This is a genomic window from Bacillus cereus group sp. MYBK220-1 (assembly GCF_051916445.1).
Lineage (GTDB): Bacteria > Bacillota > Bacilli > Bacillales > Bacillaceae_G > Bacillus_A > Bacillus_A cereus.
In genome coordinates, this window is record NZ_JBQAGQ010000001.1 from 1,265,449 (window position 1) to 1,283,080 (window position 17,632).

Genomic DNA, 17,632 nt, shown 5'->3' on the forward strand with positions numbered 1-17,632 from the left:
TATTTCTTTGGAAATAATTCAGAACGATAAACTATCTATCTTTTTTCTTACTTTCTTTTTCAGTTTAAAAATAAAACGATTACTGTATTCCTTATTTTCTACTAAAATTCGATATATCTCCCATACTCCTAACACACGAACAAAAAGATAAACTCCGATTTGTTGTTATCAAAATAAAAAAACTCCTTGATTCATTTAAAGGAGTTTTCAATGTAAGATATTTCATTGATTCATATATCCTTCTCTAGATATACAATATCTTTTTGTATCGCGATTCTTACCTTTAATAAACATATCCTTCTGAATTGTATATTTGTACTCCATATTCAAACGTTTCATTAATTTTTCAGATGCTTCATTTTCTGAATCACATCCCGCTTCAATACTATTAAGATGCAACTCATGAAAACCATAGTAGAAAAAAGCTAATGCAGCCTCCGTGGCTAATCCTCTTCCCCAATATTTTCGAGATAAGGCGTATGCAATTTCTGCTGTATGTGTGACCAAATCATATTTTATAAATCCACACGTGCCTATAAGTTTTTTCTCCTCTTTTAATACAATTCCAAGAGGTGCTACTTGCCCTTCATTATATTGCCCCACAATTTCTTCTACATAGTTATATGTGTCACATAACGATTGATGAGCATCCCATACAGTAAAAGTTATCATCTCTTTATCTGTAGCATACTCATATATATGTAAACTATCACTCATATTCATTTTCCTTAACATAAGTCGTTTCGTATACAACGTTGGATATGACCATTTCTCAATGATCATAACGGCTTCTGCTTAAACTTTTCATAATGTCGTACTTTTAATAGAAGGATATTCCCGCAATCTGTACAAATATAAGCATCCACCGGTGAAGATGTGAACATCGTTTCCTTTTTCCGTATTTGTGCATATCCGACAAACTCACCTTCTCCTATGTTTTGAGAACCACAATTAGAGCATGTCTGCACGGTTTTTTGTTTCATGAGAGCACCACCTTTAATCTGTTTCCACTCCCTTCGACAGCTCACTTCCATTTCCCTTCCAAAAAACCTCTTATTCTCTCACATTTCAACAGGAATCTCAAAACAAAAATCGTATATGTACTATGAAATATATTTATTAACGGAGGAATTTTATGACTACTGTTATGACACTCGATATAGCAACAGAAATTGAAAATGCAGAAATTGATATGCTCTCTTCTAGATTAGAGAGACTACAAACAATGAGCGGAAACCCAATGCAAGTGCAAATGAAAAATTTCGGTAGTGCCACTGCCTTTTCATCAAAAATAATTGCCGGTCCTGCTTTTAATACGGTAAAAGGTATTACAAATGCAGATGCGATTGATGCAATTATTTCTTATTATGAATCACTACAAATTCCTTGCCGTTTTGAAATTACACCAGCGCAAGGCACAACTGAACTATTTCAATACTTATCTCAAAAAGGTTTTTACCAATCTAGCTTCCATACTGCTTTGTATAGTATACCGAGAGAGAGTTCATCACTTCTTCCTTCTAATATTACATTACGAAAACTGAAAGAAAATGAATTTGATATTTTTGCAGACATATATGTACGTGGATTTAATATGCCATCCTTTACAAAAGATAGCGTACGCCAAAATAATGAAATTCTTTACAATGAACCAGGATGGCATTTTTTCATAGCTGAAGTTCAAAATATCCCTGCTGGTATTGGTGTCCTGTATATAAATAAAGGTGTCGCATCATTAGCTGCTTCTGCTACTTTACCAGAATTTCAGCGTAAAGGCTGTCACACTGCATTAATTCAAAAACGAATTAAAACAGCTATTGAATCCAATTGTACTTTAATAGTTGGACAAGCAAGGTTCGGTAGCGGCAGTCAAAATAACATGGAACGTGCCCACATGAAAATTGCTTATACAAAATCAATATGGACCGCAAAAGACATATAATTTACTTTATTTCTCCTTCCGTTACATTTTTAAACATTTTATGACAAATCCTTTTCTATCCTATTAATCATTTGAATATTCAAACTAGATTTGTTACGATATTACTAGATACATCATTCAACTTGCAATATGAAAAGAGAATTCTAATCAAACTACAAGGAGGAGAAATGTATGACTAAACATGATCATGGTTTAAAAGAAAAAGTAGAAGGTGCCATTGATAAGGTAAAAGGTGAAGTAAAAGAAGTTGTTGGGAAAGTAACTGACAATAAGAAATTACAAGCTGAAGGAAAATGGGATAAGGTGAAAGGCACTGCTAAAGATACAGTTGGTAATGTGAAAGAAAAAGTACATGAATATAAGGAACATAAGAAAGAAAAATAAAAAAGAGCCCATCGGCTCTTTTTTTATTTCGCTTCATTCTTCTCTAACACGTATAAATCTTCTTCCATATTCGTTAATTTCTCACTTACAAGCTTTCTTGCATCTCCAATTGCTTGATTGTATGCAAATGGTCCAACTAATTTAATCATTTCTTCTATTAAACGCTCTGCTTGGAAACGTCCAATTTCATCTAGATCTTCTTCCATGAAAAATTGCTGAATTTGCGCTACAAGCTCTTCTTTTTTATCATTTGGTATTTTTATATTCATCATCGTTGTTACTCCTCTATATTTAAGATAATATCTTCCTTAACTCTACCATAGAAAAACGATTACCAGGACAGCTTTTTGTAACTCCTTCTAACTCCCTATGACCTAGTATATTTTCTTTCTTTATAGCAAATTGCTTCATAAACAGTTTACATAAAGAATATAATGCATTCACTTGCGGGGGAGTGGGATCGTATTTATCGAAATTTCCCGTCATACATATTCCAATTGTATGGCGGTTATGGTCTTTCGCGTGCGCTCCAATATGTAAACCTCGTCCTTCCACTACAGTTCCATCCTTTTCGATAAAATAGTTGTAACCAATTCCGCTCCACCCCCTTACAGTTTGATGAAATTCATGCGTTTTATACACGTCCCATCCATCTTCAGCTGTATGGTGAATAATCAGTTTGTTTACTTTTTCTAAAGGAACTAATTCATCTTGAAATGTTAGATTGACACGTTTAATTTCCATTTGAACTGCCTCCTCTTAAAAATCAATCATAATAATCGTTTTATCATCTGGCCTTATTCTCTTTTCCGCTTCTAGCTCTTCAATAATTGCTATATATTCGTTTATACTATTCTTTCTTATATATGCAACAGTTTGTTCTAATGACCAATCTGGGTGAAATAACCCGTCTGAACAAATAAAAATCCCACTCACTTCATCTGTATGTAATTCACCATGTTGTAAATAATGTATCGCTTCTTTCATTCCATTTGCAACTGAATAACCATTTGGCATATTTGCAAGATAACGATTGTATTTTAACTGTTCTCGAACATCTTGAAAAACATATTCTTCTGGTACAGATAACCCTTTTTTACGATCTTCTTCCCTCTTCTTTTTTGCTCTTTTACTAATTCCTTCCACTGTGTCTTTCGTTAATACTTGCATCGTTCCATTTTGAAAAGTTGCGACAATCATACAGTCCCCAAGCTGCGCATATTCAATTTTCTCACCAACTATTTGGATTGCCGCGATACATGTGCACCACAAATGCTCTTTTTTTCTCGTGTCTACTTCATATTCTAACATTTTGCTTTGCAATGCTTCATTTGCTTTGGCAACTGCAAATTGTAAACTATGATTCTCTCGTAATGCAGTAAAATAACTTGCAAATAAATGCGAAGCGATGTATGCTCCATTATGTCCCTTTTCATCACGAAACGGGACAAGTGGTGTTGCACCGTCACATACACCATAAATCTTTTTTTCTTTATTACAAAAATAAGAATCCTCACATTCTTGCTTCAACGGGCTTTTCTGTTGATATGTTTTTATCTTCACAACTGTATCCCCTTCCAAATGATAAAATACTCAAATTCTTTTGATTAATCTAATTTACCAAAATAAACTGTTTTTACCCAAAACTTTCAATATCATATATAATCTTGAAATAATATGAATTTTTCAGTGAAGGACGGGAAAGAAATGGTCAGATTCCTTGGTGTTATTATCGGTTCTATTATTATTGCAGTTGCCTTTAATCTTTTCCTTATCCCCCACAAAATTTTAAGTAGTGGAATTGGCGGAATTGCTATTATTTTAGGGATTGTAACCCCTGTAAACACAGGCATTATTAACTTTGTATTAAACTTACCTATCCTTATTTTAGGGTACATAGGTCTTGGAAAAAAAGTAATTTTTAACACAGTTGTCTCTGTAGTTGTATTATCTGTTGCATTATACTACGTTCCAGTAAAAGTCGTAGCAACAGATCCATTGTTATCTTCTATCTTCGGGGGTGTCATCGCCGGAGCTGGTATTGGTCTTGTTTTTAACTGTAATGGATCCACTGGTGGATTTGATATTATCGGTATGCTTTTATCCCGCAAGCGAGACATTAAACTTGGCGGATTCCTTATTATTTTAAATGCAGTCGTTGTAATAATCGCAGGATTCTTCTTCACTTGGGATGTTGCACTTACAAGCTTACTTTCAATTTATGTAACTGGTAAAGTAATTGATGCTGTTCATACAAAACATCGTAAAGTTACACTTATGATTGTAACAAATGAAGCAGAAAAAATGAAAAAACAACTTCTTTCAACTGTTGTACGTGGAATAACGTTACTTGATGGCGAAGGTGCTTATTCAAGCGAGAAAAAGCGTGTACTTATGACCGTCGTTTCTCGTGAAGAATTAGCAAGTATGAAACTAACAATTTCTGAAATCGACCCGAATGCTTTCGTTAATATTACAGAAACTGTAGAAGTGTTAGGACTTTTCAGAAGAAGTTAAAGACTAGGTGGGAATCCACCTAGTCTTTATTTTGCATAAATTCAATTCGGTTTCCAAATGGATCTGACACGTAAAATCGAATTACATCTGGCCGTGCATAATCATCAATCACTTTAACACCTTGCTCTATAAGTGTTTGCTTAAATTCATTAATTTCATTCACATAAAAAGCTGGATGAGCCTTTTTAGCTGGTATAAAGTTCCGCTCGACACCAATATGGATTTCTTGATTTCCGCATTTAAACCAACATCCACCTCGTTTTTTCAACTCTTCTGGCTTTGGAATTTCTTCCATACCAATCGTATTCCCATAAAAATCACGCGCCTCTTCTTCACACCCTACAGGTGCAGCTACTTGCACGTGATCAATCCCTTGAATATAATTTTTCATTTTCTCTCCCCCTCCTCTACCCTAATGTTATACGGAAAACAGCCGTCTGTAACTTACAAAAGGTTTATAAAACAATATAAGCTCCCCTTATTACCATCCTGCATTCACCTTGCAAAAAATAAAAAAAACAAAATTTATTCTATAACTTCCATTTTTTATAGAAATACACATTACATCTATATTATAGTTATGAATAGACAAATCTTTTTAGATGCTATTTGTACGGAGGAACTATTATGAGTCGTAAAAAATATTCACCAACTCAAAAAAAACGTCATCCGAACATTTCTAGACGTTTGCGAAACCATATACAAGATCGTTCATTAACAGAAATGTACGCATCTCTGTTCGAACACAATCCTGATAGTATTATTTCATTAAATTTAGAAGGAGTTATTCTACATATAAATCCTTCTGCCGAAAGAATATTAGGTTACACTTCTTTAGAATTAGAACAGAAAAATATTACCTCTATTTTAGAAGCCCATATTTCTGAGCAAGTATTACAAAATATAAAGAATACTGAAGCGGATAATCAACAAGAGTATATCTTATCTATTTATCATAAAAATGGATTCTTATTAGATGTTGTGACAAAACTAGTTCCTATTTTTGTTCAAAATCGTCTTACTGGCGTATATGCTATTATGAAGCCGCTTGAAAAATCAGAAAGAATTGAGAATATGCTAAAAGAAAGTGAGAAGAGATTACGTACATTAGTAAACTCCATGCCTGCGTTTGTTATATTTAAAGATCATGAAGGGCGCTGGCTTGAGGCAAATGACTACGCACTTTCTTGCTTCAATTTCCATCATGTACCTTACCACGGGAAAAAAGATAGCGAACTCATTCAATATAATGAAGCATACCGAGAAGCTTTTTTACATTGTGAAGAAATCGATGAACTAGCATGGCAACAAAGACAAATTCTTCATGGTGAGGAATTTATTATACATAGAGATGATTTCGATCTAATCTTAAGTATATCAAAAGTTCCGCTTTATCATCCTGATGGTTCTCGCAAAGGTCTTATCGTGATGGGGAGAGATGTTACTGAGCTAAAAGAAACTGAAAAGTTACTACGAAAATCAGAGAAGCTCGCAGTAGTCGGACAACTGACAGCTGGAATTGCCCATGAAATTCGAAATCCACTCACTTCTCTAAAAGGTTTTCTAACGTTGCTCCTCCCTGAAATAAGTGAAGAGCAGAAATGGTATATCGATGTTATGTTAAGTGAGATTTCACAAATGGAATCCATCACGAGTCAATTTATGGCGATGTCTAAGCCACAAGTATTATCTATCCAAACTTGTAACATACAAACTTTAATTGAAGAGGTAGTTACATTTATTTTACCGACTGCAATTATGCATAGCGTTCATATCATCATGGATCATTTTGATTACGTATATGATATTCAATGTGACGGTAACCAATTAAAACAAGTGTTTATAAACATATTAAAAAATGCGATAGAAGCAATGCCAAATGGCGGAAATATTTTCATCCAAACAAAACCATTAGAGAATAATTTCATCTTAATACGAATTATCGATGAAGGCTGTGGCATTCCAGAAGATCGTATCTCCCGTCTAGGCGAACCTTTTTATAGTTTAAAAGAAAAAGGCACAGGACTAGGATTAATGATGTGTTACAAAATAATTGAAGAACATCATGGTAAATTACACATTTCAAGCGAATTAAATAAAGGTACAATTGTTGATATTGAGCTACCACTTTCTTCATCTCACCTTGCAATCCAGTCTTAAATAAAAAAGAAGCATCTGCTAATCGTTAGCAGATGCTTCTTTTTTAAAATGCTTTGTCATACCACTCTTTTGCTTTTTCTACTTCACCCATCGTTAATTGATGCCCTCGATTTTCCCAATGCATTGTTACATTCGCATTTGCATTTTCTAATAGTACCTTCAATTCCTCTGACTCTGCTGATGAACAAATTGGGTCATTTGTCCCAGCAGCAATAAATACAGATTTCCCTGCTAAATTTGCTAATTGCATTCCTCTTCTTGGTACCATTGGGTGATGAAGCACAGCACCTTTCAATGCATTTTCGTAATGGAATAATAAGCTTGCTGCGATATTTGCCCCATTCGAATAACCGATAGCTACAATGTTATTTCTATCGAATTTATATTCTTTAGCCGCTTCATCTAAAAATTCATTTAATTCCTTCGTACGGAAAATTAAATCCTCTTCATCAAAAATGCCCTCTGCTAATCGGCGGAAGAAACGCGGCATCCCATTCTCTAACACATTTCCCCTAACGCTTAATACCGACGCTTCCGGATCAACTATTTCTGCAAGTGGTAGTAAATCTAATTCATTACCACCTGTGCCATGAAGTAATAACAACACTGGTTTTGACGTATCTTTTCCTTTTTGAAAAACATGTTTCATCATAATCCTTTTCCCCCTTCAATCACTTTAATCTAAATTTCTCACTTCAAATGGTAAAAGCGTTTGTTCAATCTGTTTTCTATGTTGTTCATATTGTTCCGGTAACTTTAATTCCTCACCCATCGTCTCTAACGATTCATCATGAGCGAAACCAGGAGGATCTGTTGCAATTTCAAATAAGATTTCACCATGTTCTCTAAAATAAATCGCATTAAAATAATTTCGATCTTGTACAGGAGTTACGTGATATCCAAAACGCGACACATACTCTTTCCAGTCTAGCTGATCAGCATCGTCACTCGCTCTCCAGGCAATATGATGAACTGTGCCAACGCCCATTTGGCCACGACCGATTGTTGATAATTTCAAATCAATAATATTTCCAATGTCAGCAGAAGAACGGAATCGAACAAATTCACCCTCTTCTCCAATTTTCTCAAGACCCATAATATGTTCTAACAATTCAGCAGTTTTTTGAGGCTGTGTAGATAAAAGACCAGCACCTCCAAACCCTTTAATTGCTACTTCTGGTGTAACTTCTCCAAAACTCCAATTATTTAATTCGCCTTTTTCTCTTTCAACTAATTCTATATGCAAACCATGCGGATCATCAAATTCTAAATACTGCTCTCCAAAACGAGTCATTTTTGTATACGAAACATCGAATTTTTCTAATCTATTTTCCCAAAACTCCATTGCACCTTTTGGTACAACGTAAGATGTAATTCCTACTTGACCATCTCCAATAATACCTTGACGAGCACCTGCCCATGGGAAAAACGTAATAATTGTTCCAGGCTTTCCTCCTTCATTTCCAAAATAAAGATGGTACGTACCTGGATCATCAAAATTCACTGTTTGTTTCACTAAACGTAACCCCAATACACCAGCATAAAAGTCTACATTTTCTTGTGGATGCCCTACAATCGCTGTAATATGATGGATTCCCGTTGTTTTCTTTTCCATTTCTTCCACTCCTTTTTTATTTCATTATAAAAATTCTTTTACATTTAAATTCATTATTCATTTTGTCCATGCTACAAAGTAAAATCCGTCATTATAATTTTATCTCGAATTCGAGATATTAATCACAAAATTACGTATCGGCGTCTAACCTATCGAATTATCTCGAATTCAAGATAATTCACAAAAAATATTTGTTCGATTTATAACCATAATAAATTTTCATTATGAACATTATTTATCTCGAACTTAAGATTTATTATAAGTTACTTATTTTTTATTGTCAATAAGTCCTTACTTTCATTTTACATGTAAAAAGAGTAAACGCTATTCACCGTTTACTCTTTTTGCAAATCATTTCTTTTCTTCTTCCAGTACTGCTTCCATCTCATTAAATTCACGATGAACTGCCTTAACGGGTTCTTTCGTTAATAAACTTACAACGATAACAGTTAATAAACTACAGAAGAATCCCGGTACCATTTCATACATAGTCGCTTTTAAACTTGGAATTTGTACCCAAGTGATAACAACTAATGCACCGACAATCATCCCAGCAAGAACGCCCCATTTGTTCGTTCTCTTCCAATATAAACTTAATAAAATTGCTGGTCCAAATGCTGATCCAAATCCTGCCCAAGCATATCCAACAAGCGTTAAAATTGTATCACTCGGATGATACGCTAAAACAACTGCAATCATCGCTACAACTAATACTGACAGCCTACCGATAAATACAAGTTCTTTATCACTTGCGTTACGACGGAAAAATGTTTTATAGAAATCTTCCGTTACTGCACTTGAAATAACAAGTAATTGTGAGGAAATACTACTCATAATCGAAGCCAAAATAGCTGATAATAAAAATCCTGTAATATACGGATGGAATAAAATATTTGAGAATGTTACAAAGACCATTTCTGGGTCTTGTAATGTCGCATTATTTTTAGCATAATAGGCGATACCAATTAGACCAGTAAGCATTGCACCTATAATTGAGATCGTCATCCAACCGATACCGATTCTACGAGAAGTTTTTAAATCTTTAATAGAGGTAATTGCCATAAAGCGGACAATAATATGTGGTTGACCAAAATATCCAAGGCCCCATGCTAAAAATGAAATAATACCAAGTATTGTGGTCCCTTTAAACATATCTAAATGCGATGCATCGACTTGCTTAATCGTATTAAATGTTTCTGTTACACCACCGACATCCGTAAAAGCAACAATTGGCACTAGTACAAGCGCAATAAACATAATACAACCTTGCACAAAGTCCGTCCAACTTACGGCTAGAAAGCCACCAAATAGTGTATACGCAACAACGACACCTACTGTTACAAATAAACCAATTTTATAATCAAGGTTAAAAGAATTTTCAAACAAACGTCCACCTGAAACTAAACCAGCCGATGCATAAAATGTGAAAAATACTAAAATGACGATAGCGGAGACAAAACGAAGTATTTTCGTACGATCTTTAAACCGATTCTCTAAAAAGTCTGGAATCGTAATTGAATCATTTGCCACTTCTGTATACGTTCGTAAACGCGGGGCAATGATTAAATAGTTTGCATACGCACCTATTAATAAACCTATCGCAATCCATACACTTGATAATCCTGTTGCATACATCGCACCAGGTAATCCCATTAGCATCCAACCACTCATGTCAGAAGCACCAGCTGATAAAGCTGTAACTGCTGGGCCGAGTCCCCTCCCGCCTAACATATAATCTGATAAATCGGATGTCTTCTTATAAGACCAATATCCGATATACAACATACCTGCCATATAAATAGCAAGCGAAACCATAATTTCAATCTTCACCAAATCTCTCCCTTAGTCCATAAGCCATTCAAAATTTCGAAAAATGACTTTTTCTATTTTCTTGTTTTCGCTTATGGTTCCCTACCTTAACAAACATTTTTTGTTCTTTCAAGTGAACGAGCACTTTTCATTACATGTGAAAACCTTTATAAACGCCTTTATCCCAGTGGATTACAATGATTTTTCAAGAGATTAAAGTAATAATATTCTGAAAATTAAAGAGTGTTTTTTCACACCTTATTTTCATTCCTTTACCCGATAAATTTTAAAAACTAAAAGCCATACAAATGTATGACTTTTAGCTTATTGACGTCTCAAATTTTGCTTTCTCTACATATACTTTACGAAATTTCATATAGCATCCAATACGCCAAGGTACTATATAACAAACCGCAAGAGTGTAGAAAAGAATGCCGATTGACTTTGGATCTAGACCTTGTAAATGTCTTCTAAAATAAGCACGTAAAAGAACGATAACTAAAAATGTAGCAATAAAAGCGATACTTTTTTTTGCATAAATTTGACCATCTTCTCTGACTTCATACCCACTTAAAATAATAAGTGGAATTGACAATAACAGTCCGATCCCAGCAGCTATACCAATTTGCCAACCAGCAAGTTGTATCGGTGCTGCGTATAAAGAAAAACCTGGTAATAAGAAGAATAATGGCAATAGTAGTCGTCTTCCTTTATTATTAATTGGTCGATTCATAGAGCGCATGCGTCTAAATATAACGAGCCCTATGACGAGTAAAAAAATTGTAATACTGTACGAACCTTGCTGCAAGTGAATCTCTCCCTAAAAATAGTCATTTTTAAAAATACTTCCCTATTATACTCCTAATTTTTCCAAAAATATGATTATTCCTTAAAAAAATCTTACATATCAAATATACTTTTAGGTTTGATTTACTATAGGAAACAATTCCGAAAGAGGAACTACTCTCCCCACCTCGTCTTTAAAAACAATATGCTCTCTAGTTAAATGGCGCGGGCTCTTCACTCCCGCCGCTGCCGCTAATGAAAATAAACTATATCTCATACTAATAATATAATTCATGACTCGCCACTTCTTCTCATACGGATCTAACGCTTTTTGATAATGCGGATTCGTCGTGGCTACACCAGATGGACATTGGCCAGAATTACATTGAAGGGCCATAATACAGCCGCTTGCCATCATAAATCCGCGGGCTGAACTTACAGCATCCGCCCCAATCGCTAAAGCAATCGCCACTTTATCTGGTGTGATTAATTTACCCGATGCAAATACTTTAAACTTGTTACGAACACCATAATGGTTTGCTGTATCAATAAATGTAAGTAATGCTGGAATAAGCGGCAGTCCCATATAATCTGCCATCGATTTATACGTTGCCCCTGACCCGCCTTCTGAACCGTCGATTGTAATAAAATCTGGGTAAATGTTTAGTTCTTTCATTGTTTTTATTAAATCTTCCAAAGGCTCCTGCTGACCAATTACAATTTTCATTCCAACTGGTTTACCGCTGTTTTCTTGCAACTGTTGAATAAAACAAAGTGTATCCGCTGCATTCTTTAAAAATGAAAATCGATTCGGTGAATTAATCGTCTCTCCCTTTCGGACGTTGCGAACAGAAGCAATTTTCTCATTTACTTTTTGCCCCTCTAAATGACCACCACGTATTTTAGCACCTTGCCCAAATTTCAATTCGAATGCTCTAATATTACTTTCTTTCGCTTTCTCCATGAATTTTCCCATTGAAAAATTACCGTCTTCATCACGGTATCCAAATAACCCTGGACCAATTTGCGCAACGATATTCGCTCCTGTATGTAAATGTTCTGGAATAACGCCACCTTCACCCGTATTAATCCACGATCCGCCTGCCATTTTTGCTCCAAAACCACTCGCTAAAATATAATTTTCTCCAATCGCACCGTAAGAAGTCGCAGATGCACCAAACATGCCATGTAGCTTCCACGGATATTTACGGTTCTCACCGACTATAATTGCATCTTCTTCTTCGTACAGCCAAAGATTCGTTGTATCCGCTGTCAATTTTTCTCTTCTTGAAAATAACCCTTCTTTATGAATCACGTACTTTTTACCTTCCCGCTCTTGCGTGAGATTCACACTTAATTCCTCAGTTAATATCGGAAATAATGTATTAGCAATATAATATCCAGAAGCTTCAAAATCTCGTTTTGATCCAAAACCAAGTATTTCAGAGCGATATTTCGCTAAAAACATAACACTTTGAAAATCATAACGTGAGAAAGGCTTTCCATCCGTATCATGATCAAACCAATATTGTCGAAATTCAGGCCCTATCTTTTCCAGTAAGTAGCGCATTCTTCCTAAGTACGGATGTAATTTTAAAATAGAATGGTGTGTTCGTTTTTTTATAAAAAATGTAATGATAAAAAAGACGATTAAAAGCAACATTAAAAATAGTAATATACTAATAATAACGAGTAGCGTTTCACTCATCCCGCTTCCCCCTATGAAATTCCATAATAAAAGGAGAACACTAGATGTGCTCTCCTTTTATCTTTATTCATACTAACGTAGCAAGATGCTCTTTCGCGTCATATTCAACTAAACTTTCAGCGTGTTTAATTCGATGAACAAAGTCTGGATTAGCAATTAACGGTCTTCCGAATGCCGCTACATCAATCGTTCCTTCTTGCAACGCTTCTTCGGCCTCTTTCGGATTTAAATTACCAACCCCAACAATCGTACCATCCCAATATTTTCTTACTAGTTGATGAAAATTCTTTCCGTCAGCAATCTCTTGGGTATAATTCATCGTTGAAGGATGGATCATCGTTAACCCAACCTCTTTAAACATATTTATGAACGTTTCAATTGCAAACTCAGGGTTTTCCCACATATAAGTAGGATTATCACCTTTGAAAGCAGAGAAACGAAGAAGTGTTTTATTAGCTCCAACAGCTTCTATTACAGCCGCCGTTACTTCTTTCATAAACGTTAACCTTTGTTTTAAATCACCGCCATATTTATCTTTTCGCTTATTTGCAAACTCATACGTAAATTGATCGATTAAATATCCGTGTGCACCGTGAATTTCTACTCCATCAAATCCAGCTTCGATCGCATTTTTCGCAGCTTGTGCGTATTGCCCGATCACTTCTTGTATTTCTTCTAACGTCATTGCTTCTGGCGTATCAAACGGTTTACGAAAGCGTGGAACATTTCCCTCTGCAGCGATAGCCGACGGTGCTTGTGGCATTTGACCACCAATTATTTCATGATGACTCATACGCCCAACATGCCATATTTGAGCAATAATCGTCCCGCCTTCTTTATGTACCGCCTCTGTAACAGGTTTCCAAGAATCGATTTGCTCTTGTGTATAAATACCTGGTACTCCTGGGTTTCCTTTTGCTCTCGGACTAATGACAATTCCTTCTGTAATAATTAGTCCAATTCCATCCGCAGCACGTTTTCTGTAGTACTCCACTACATCCGCACCAACTACTCCAGTCTCATTATCTGCAAAGCATCTTGTCATCGGTGCCATCGCTATACGATTACGAAGAGACCAAGCTCCAACTTGAATTGGATCAAACAACTTTGTTTCTTCAACGTTTTCAAAAAATCCCCCAGCATTTACATTTGTTCCTTCATAAATACTCGCTGCTTTATTACTTGAACTTGCCATTTTTCTTCCCCCTAAAAAATCTTACTATAACCGCATCATACTTACTTTTAGATAGTAACGTCAATTTTTACGACTTTACAATAAAAAATTCGAATATCCAAAAAATAAAATGCTATAAATAATATTAAAAAGGTTTCCTTAGGAGGAAACCTTTTTTGTTGACCATATATGGCTGTCAATTCGTTTATCTCTTTAATAAAAAAAACACCTTATCAATAGAAGTAAAAATGGTTCAGTATTCTTCTAAAAATAATAACTTATATACCTAAAACAATGAAAGCCCTACCTCTCTTTCATCCTTACGGCTCCTCGTCCGTGCCAGTGTGAATCAGGATTGCAAAAATCAAGTAACTATTTTATCGAAGTATTCAATTAAACTTCGAACATTCATAAATGAAATTAAAAAATAAAAATGGATTTGATTGTAGTAATAACAATAGAGGTAATGCTCTAAAAGTGGTTTGAAAGAGTTGAATGTCTTTGAAATGATAAATTTTCTATAATTATGTTCCCAAAAAATTCAAGATCTTTTTTGGGATATAATACATTATTTGTAATGAACCTTAACAAAAGCTTTTTATCTGATTTTCTGTGATACCTTCAATTAATCCCAGTTCACTAATCAAAAATTCATATGCGTTATCTAACATCTTCTTTTCGCTTGCATTAAGTGCTTTTTCTTTCTGTATACGCATTAAATCACGCACAACTTCAGCACCTTCTTGCATTTTACCCGTCTTTATTTTATCAGTGTTCAATTTATACCTTTGTTTCCATGTAAGTAATCTATCTGATTCCCCATGTTGAAAAATATCCATTATGTGTGCTAATGCGGTTATATCCGTAACTGGACGTATATTCGAATTCAATATTCTCCCTGCTGGAATCATTAGTTCCATATTACTAGCCGACATTTTTATAACATAATACTGTTGTTTTTCTCCTGAGATTTCCTTCTCTTCTATGGCTTTAATTATACCTGCTCCCTGCATTGGATAAACAATGTTATCGCCAATTTGAAACAAATAATCCACCTCCATATATGGTAACCTTCTCAAGCTTAACATACTTTTAGTTTTTTAGCAAAATTTTTATTTTATCATAAAATTATTTTACACGTCAATACTTCAGAAGCAAGAAATTAAATTTACACAATACACTATAAAAATCGCAATTCCATTAACGGTTCCACACACATTCATTCTCTTTTAATACAAAAACACATCACTACATTTAAGTAGTGATGTGTTTTTGTTAAGGCATAAATAAAGATCTACTTTTCCGTCTATATACTAACTTGCTTACTAACCGTTTCCCTCGCTAAAAGAAAACTCATAATCACTTGCGCTGCTACTCTACTCGTCATATCTCTGAAATCAAGAGTTGGATCAATCTCTACTATATCCATCCCTTGAACGAGCGGTTCTTTACCAAGGAATTCAATCGCATCTAGTAAAGTCGTACTATCCATTCCACCAGGCCCAATTGCTGGACAACCTGGCGCAAACGCTTGGTCTAGCACATCCATATCAAGAGAAATATAAATAGAAGTCACACCTTGATTTCTTAATAATTCAATACTTTCCGTGATAATATCTTTTATTTCTCGCTCTCGTACGTCTTTCATTGTATACACTGTTACACCATGCTCTATTGCATATTCATGGTACGCACGTGCATTAGAAAAATTACGAATTCCAATTTGAACAAGTTGTTTCCCTGTAATGACATCATTTTCTAGTAAACTACGGAATGGTGTACCATTTGACGGGCCTCCATCATCTAAATTACGTAAATCATGATGAGCATCAAATTGAATAATTCCGACCTTTCCTTTACTGTTTGCAAAACCTGTTATACTCGGAAAACTAATCGAGTGGTCACCCCCAAGAACGATTGGTATCATGTTCGGGTTTACTTTCGTTACATGACCAACTGTTTCCGCAATTCGTTTATGACTTTCTTTTATATCCGTCACATGCATCGTAATATCGCCGCAATCATATAAGACACTTTCTTTCATATCGTGTTTTTCTGTAATTGCATATGTGCTATATGCATCTAACATCGCACGAATTGTCTTTGGAGCAAAACTTGCTCCTGAATGACTAATAGATGGTTTAGAAAGGGGTGCTCCAATTAAGGCAGCACCGAATATTTCTACGCCTTCCTCCCAATCTTTAATCATCTCACTCCATTTTGTCACTTCACGATCAATAAACTTTGCATTTTTCTTTAAATAGTGGCCGTGCTCCACGATTGTTCACCTCTTGTATATGCAATATTACCATTCTTCCATACTGTATTCACATGACTTACGCCGTAATGATACGGTACGTAAGCATAATTGTAAGCATCCCATAAAACTAAATCTGCCTTACGACCAACTCTAATTTTCCCAGCTACATCACCACGGTTAATAGCATATGATGAGTTAACCGTTACGGCATTCCAAACTTCTTCTGGTGTCATTTTCAGTTTTAGCATCGCAATGCTCATAATAAGCTGAATATTTTCAGTTGGACAGCTACCTGGGTTAAAGTCTGTAGCTAACGCAACTGCAACACCTTCATCAATCATTTTACGACCACGAGCAAAGCTTTCTTTATTTAAATAGAAAGTTGTTCCTGGTAATAATGTTGCTACTGTATTCGAGTTTGCAAGCATTTCAATCCCTTTATCAGAAGCTCCAACTAAATGGTCCGCTGATGCTGCACCGATTTCTGCCGCTGCTTCCGCACCACCAAGAGGGTCGATTTCATCTGCATGAATTTTCACATCAAAGCCAAGCTCTTTCGCTTTTAATAAAAATTCTTTTGATTCTTCCACAGAGAACACACCTGTTTCACAGAAAATATCAACGAACTCCGCTAATTGTTTCTCTTTCATTTCTGGTAATAAATCTAACATCCATTGTAAAAACTCTTTCGATCTACCTTTATATTCTTTCGGAACTGCATGAGCACCTAAAAATGTGGAAACTAAATCGACTGGATGCTCTTTTTGTAATTGTGCTGTTGCCTCTAATTGTTTCCATTCCGTCTCATCATCTAATCCATAACCACTCTTCGCTTCTACAGTAGTAACTCCGAAAGATAGCATACGGTCTAAATGGAATTTCGCTTTTTGAACAAGTTCTTCTTTCGACGCCTGTTTCGTTGCATTTACAGTTGCAAGTATGCCTCCGCCTTGTTCTAAAATTTCTAAGTACGGAACTCCTTGTAGTTTTAGTGCGATTTCATTTTCACGAGATCCACCAAATACAAGGTGAGTATGCGGGTCAACAAGACCAGGAGAAACCATTTTCCCGCCGCAATCAATAACTTCTCTCGCTTGTAATCCTTTCGCTTCTTCCGCTGTTCCAACGAAAGTAATTACACCATTTTCAATTCCAACCGCACCGTTTTCGATAACAGGAAGCGTGTTCATCGCTTCCCGTCTTAACAAGCCATCTTCTTGATCCATTGTTAGTAATTGACCGATATTTATTAGTAAAGTGTCCAGCATGTTTTCTCC

At 35.3% G+C, this 17,632-nt stretch carries 19 protein-coding genes and 1 pseudogene; 4 read left to right on the top strand and 16 right to left on the bottom strand.

The annotated features are described in order from the left end of the window. Window positions 1-18 precede the first annotated feature (18 nt). The 3 genes and pseudogenes from ACTFRU_RS06340 to ACTFRU_RS06350 all read right to left on the bottom strand — a co-directional run. Window positions 19-159, bottom strand: a pseudogene (locus ACTFRU_RS06340) (helix-turn-helix domain-containing protein); the annotation flags it as partial. Window positions 160-222: 63 nt separating this feature from the next. Further along, window positions 223-783, bottom strand: a complete 561-nt coding sequence (locus ACTFRU_RS06345) for a GNAT family N-acetyltransferase (RefSeq protein WP_000582837.1) — start codon at window positions 781-783, stop codon at window positions 223-225. Next, window positions 780-983 carry a hypothetical protein gene (locus ACTFRU_RS06350; RefSeq protein WP_000810948.1) on the bottom strand — a complete coding sequence of 68 codons (204 nt, stop codon included), beginning with the start codon at window positions 981-983 and terminating at the stop codon, window positions 780-782. Before ACTFRU_RS06350 ends, ACTFRU_RS06345 begins: the two co-directional genes overlap by 4 nt. A gap of 152 nt (window positions 984-1,135) precedes the next feature. On the opposite strand from ACTFRU_RS06350, the gene ACTFRU_RS06355 reads away from it, so the two are divergent. Both ACTFRU_RS06355 and ACTFRU_RS06360 read left to right on the top strand, forming a co-directional pair. Then, window positions 1,136-1,942 carry a GNAT family N-acetyltransferase gene (locus ACTFRU_RS06355; RefSeq protein ID WP_000214346.1) on the top strand — a complete coding sequence of 269 codons (807 nt, stop codon included), beginning with the start codon at window positions 1,136-1,138 and terminating at the stop codon, window positions 1,940-1,942. Between the two features lie 171 nt (window positions 1,943-2,113). Next, window positions 2,114-2,326 carry a CsbD family protein gene (locus tag ACTFRU_RS06360; RefSeq protein ID WP_000160410.1) on the top strand — a complete coding sequence of 71 codons (213 nt, stop codon included), beginning with the start codon at window positions 2,114-2,116 and terminating at the stop codon, window positions 2,324-2,326. Between the two features lie 23 nt (window positions 2,327-2,349). On the opposite strand, the gene ACTFRU_RS06365 is transcribed toward ACTFRU_RS06360, so the two are convergent. From ACTFRU_RS06365 to ACTFRU_RS06375, 3 genes are read right to left on the bottom strand one after another with little or no spacing between them, the layout of a single operon-like run. Next, window positions 2,350-2,598, bottom strand: coding sequence for a DUF2164 domain-containing protein (locus ACTFRU_RS06365; RefSeq protein ID WP_000981065.1), 249 nt, complete (start codon window positions 2,596-2,598; stop codon window positions 2,350-2,352). 19 nt (window positions 2,599-2,617) lie between these two features. Beyond that, window positions 2,618-3,070, bottom strand: a complete 453-nt coding sequence (locus ACTFRU_RS06370; RefSeq protein WP_000404001.1) for a peptidoglycan recognition protein family protein — start codon at window positions 3,068-3,070, stop codon at window positions 2,618-2,620. Between the two features lie 15 nt (window positions 3,071-3,085). After that, entirely contained in the window at window positions 3,086-3,907 is an 822-nt protein-coding gene (locus ACTFRU_RS06375) for a protein phosphatase 2C domain-containing protein (RefSeq protein ID WP_025710107.1), read from the bottom strand. Between the two features lie 126 nt (window positions 3,908-4,033). Between ACTFRU_RS06375 and ACTFRU_RS06380 the strand changes: the two genes are divergently transcribed. Then, window positions 4,034-4,843 carry a YitT family protein gene (locus tag ACTFRU_RS06380; RefSeq protein ID WP_000251344.1) on the top strand — a complete coding sequence of 270 codons (810 nt, stop codon included), beginning with the start codon at window positions 4,034-4,036 and terminating at the stop codon, window positions 4,841-4,843. Window positions 4,844-4,862: 19 nt separating this feature from the next. Here the strand turns inward: ACTFRU_RS06380 and ACTFRU_RS06385 are convergent, their stop codons facing one another. Next, window positions 4,863-5,234: a VOC family protein gene (locus ACTFRU_RS06385; protein ID WP_000800771.1), complete on the bottom strand. Its 372-nt coding sequence runs from the start codon at window positions 5,232-5,234 to the stop codon at window positions 4,863-4,865. A 236-nt stretch (window positions 5,235-5,470) separates the two neighbouring features. Here ACTFRU_RS06385 and ACTFRU_RS06390 point away from each other — a divergent pair, with 236 nt between their 5' ends. After that, the gene (locus tag ACTFRU_RS06390) at window positions 5,471-7,003 is read left to right on the top strand and encodes a BA3702 family sensor histidine kinase (RefSeq protein WP_000087654.1); all 1,533 of its coding nucleotides are present in this window, start codon (window positions 5,471-5,473) and stop codon (window positions 7,001-7,003) included. 43 nt (window positions 7,004-7,046) lie between these two features. On the opposite strand, the gene ACTFRU_RS06395 is transcribed toward ACTFRU_RS06390, so the two are convergent. The 9 genes from ACTFRU_RS06395 to hutI all read right to left on the bottom strand — a co-directional run bounded on the left by ACTFRU_RS06395 (window position 7,047) and on the right by hutI (window position 17,623). Next, the gene (locus ACTFRU_RS06395) at window positions 7,047-7,655 is read right to left on the bottom strand and encodes an alpha/beta hydrolase (RefSeq protein ID WP_000975488.1); all 609 of its coding nucleotides are present in this window, start codon (window positions 7,653-7,655) and stop codon (window positions 7,047-7,049) included. 24 nt (window positions 7,656-7,679) lie between these two features. Further along, on the bottom strand, window positions 7,680-8,618 hold the full coding sequence (locus ACTFRU_RS06400; protein ID WP_440037540.1) for a ring-cleaving dioxygenase: 939 nt from the start codon (window positions 8,616-8,618) through the stop codon (window positions 7,680-7,682). A gap of 351 nt (window positions 8,619-8,969) precedes the next feature. Then, on the bottom strand, window positions 8,970-10,448 hold the full coding sequence (putP, locus tag ACTFRU_RS06405) for a sodium/proline symporter PutP (RefSeq protein WP_000687591.1): 1,479 nt from the start codon (window positions 10,446-10,448) through the stop codon (window positions 8,970-8,972). A gap of 298 nt (window positions 10,449-10,746) precedes the next feature. Next, window positions 10,747-11,235 (bottom strand): cytochrome c biogenesis protein CcdC, encoded by a 489-nt coding sequence (locus ACTFRU_RS06410; protein ID WP_001183922.1) that lies wholly within the window; start codon window positions 11,233-11,235, stop codon window positions 10,747-10,749. A 111-nt stretch (window positions 11,236-11,346) separates the two neighbouring features. Further along, window positions 11,347-12,921, bottom strand: coding sequence for an FMN-binding glutamate synthase family protein (locus tag ACTFRU_RS06415; protein ID WP_000005171.1), 1,575 nt, complete (start codon window positions 12,919-12,921; stop codon window positions 11,347-11,349). 67 nt (window positions 12,922-12,988) lie between these two features. Next, on the bottom strand, window positions 12,989-14,116 hold the full coding sequence (locus ACTFRU_RS06420) for an alkene reductase (RefSeq protein ID WP_440037541.1): 1,128 nt from the start codon (window positions 14,114-14,116) through the stop codon (window positions 12,989-12,991). A gap of 563 nt (window positions 14,117-14,679) precedes the next feature. Beyond that, window positions 14,680-15,141, bottom strand: a complete 462-nt coding sequence (locus ACTFRU_RS06425) for a CarD family transcriptional regulator (RefSeq protein ID WP_170317877.1) — start codon at window positions 15,139-15,141, stop codon at window positions 14,680-14,682. Window positions 15,142-15,401: 260 nt separating this feature from the next. Next, window positions 15,402-16,373: a formimidoylglutamase gene (gene hutG / locus ACTFRU_RS06430; RefSeq protein WP_000399850.1), complete on the bottom strand. Its 972-nt coding sequence runs from the start codon at window positions 16,371-16,373 to the stop codon at window positions 15,402-15,404. Further along, window positions 16,352-17,623, bottom strand: coding sequence for an imidazolonepropionase (gene hutI, locus ACTFRU_RS06435; protein WP_000887539.1), 1,272 nt, complete (start codon window positions 17,621-17,623; stop codon window positions 16,352-16,354). Before hutI ends, hutG begins: the two co-directional genes overlap by 22 nt. Window positions 17,624-17,632 lie beyond the last annotated feature (9 nt).

Coding starts and splice junctions, on each gene's coding strand:
- ACTFRU_RS06345 (WP_000582837.1), bottom strand. CDS start 783: ATGATCATTGAGAAATGGTCATATCCAACGTTGTATACGAAACGACTT.
- ACTFRU_RS06350 (WP_000810948.1), bottom strand. CDS start 983: ATGAAACAAAAAACCGTGCAGACATGCTCTAATTGTGGTTCTCAAAAC.
- ACTFRU_RS06355 (WP_000214346.1), top strand. CDS start 1,136: ATGACTACTGTTATGACACTCGATATAGCAACAGAAATTGAAAATGCA.
- ACTFRU_RS06360 (WP_000160410.1), top strand. CDS start 2,114: ATGACTAAACATGATCATGGTTTAAAAGAAAAAGTAGAAGGTGCCATT.
- ACTFRU_RS06365 (WP_000981065.1), bottom strand. CDS start 2,598: ATGATGAATATAAAAATACCAAATGATAAAAAAGAAGAGCTTGTAGCG.
- ACTFRU_RS06370 (WP_000404001.1), bottom strand. CDS start 3,070: ATGGAAATTAAACGTGTCAATCTAACATTTCAAGATGAATTAGTTCCT.
- ACTFRU_RS06380 (WP_000251344.1), top strand. CDS start 4,034: ATGGTCAGATTCCTTGGTGTTATTATCGGTTCTATTATTATTGCAGTT.
- ACTFRU_RS06385 (WP_000800771.1), bottom strand. CDS start 5,234: ATGAAAAATTATATTCAAGGGATTGATCACGTGCAAGTAGCTGCACCT.
- ACTFRU_RS06390 (WP_000087654.1), top strand. CDS start 5,471: ATGAGTCGTAAAAAATATTCACCAACTCAAAAAAAACGTCATCCGAAC.
- ACTFRU_RS06395 (WP_000975488.1), bottom strand. CDS start 7,655: ATGATGAAACATGTTTTTCAAAAAGGAAAAGATACGTCAAAACCAGTG.
- ACTFRU_RS06400 (WP_440037540.1), bottom strand. CDS start 8,618: ATGGAAAAGAAAACAACGGGAATCCATCATATTACAGCGATTGTAGGG.
- ACTFRU_RS06415 (WP_000005171.1), bottom strand. CDS start 12,921: ATGAGTGAAACGCTACTCGTTATTATTAGTATATTACTATTTTTAATG.
- ACTFRU_RS06420 (WP_440037541.1), bottom strand. CDS start 14,116: ATGGCAAGTTCAAGTAATAAAGCAGCGAGTATTTATGAAGGAACAAAT.
- hutI (WP_000887539.1), bottom strand. CDS start 17,623: ATGCTGGACACTTTACTAATAAATATCGGTCAATTACTAACAATGGAT.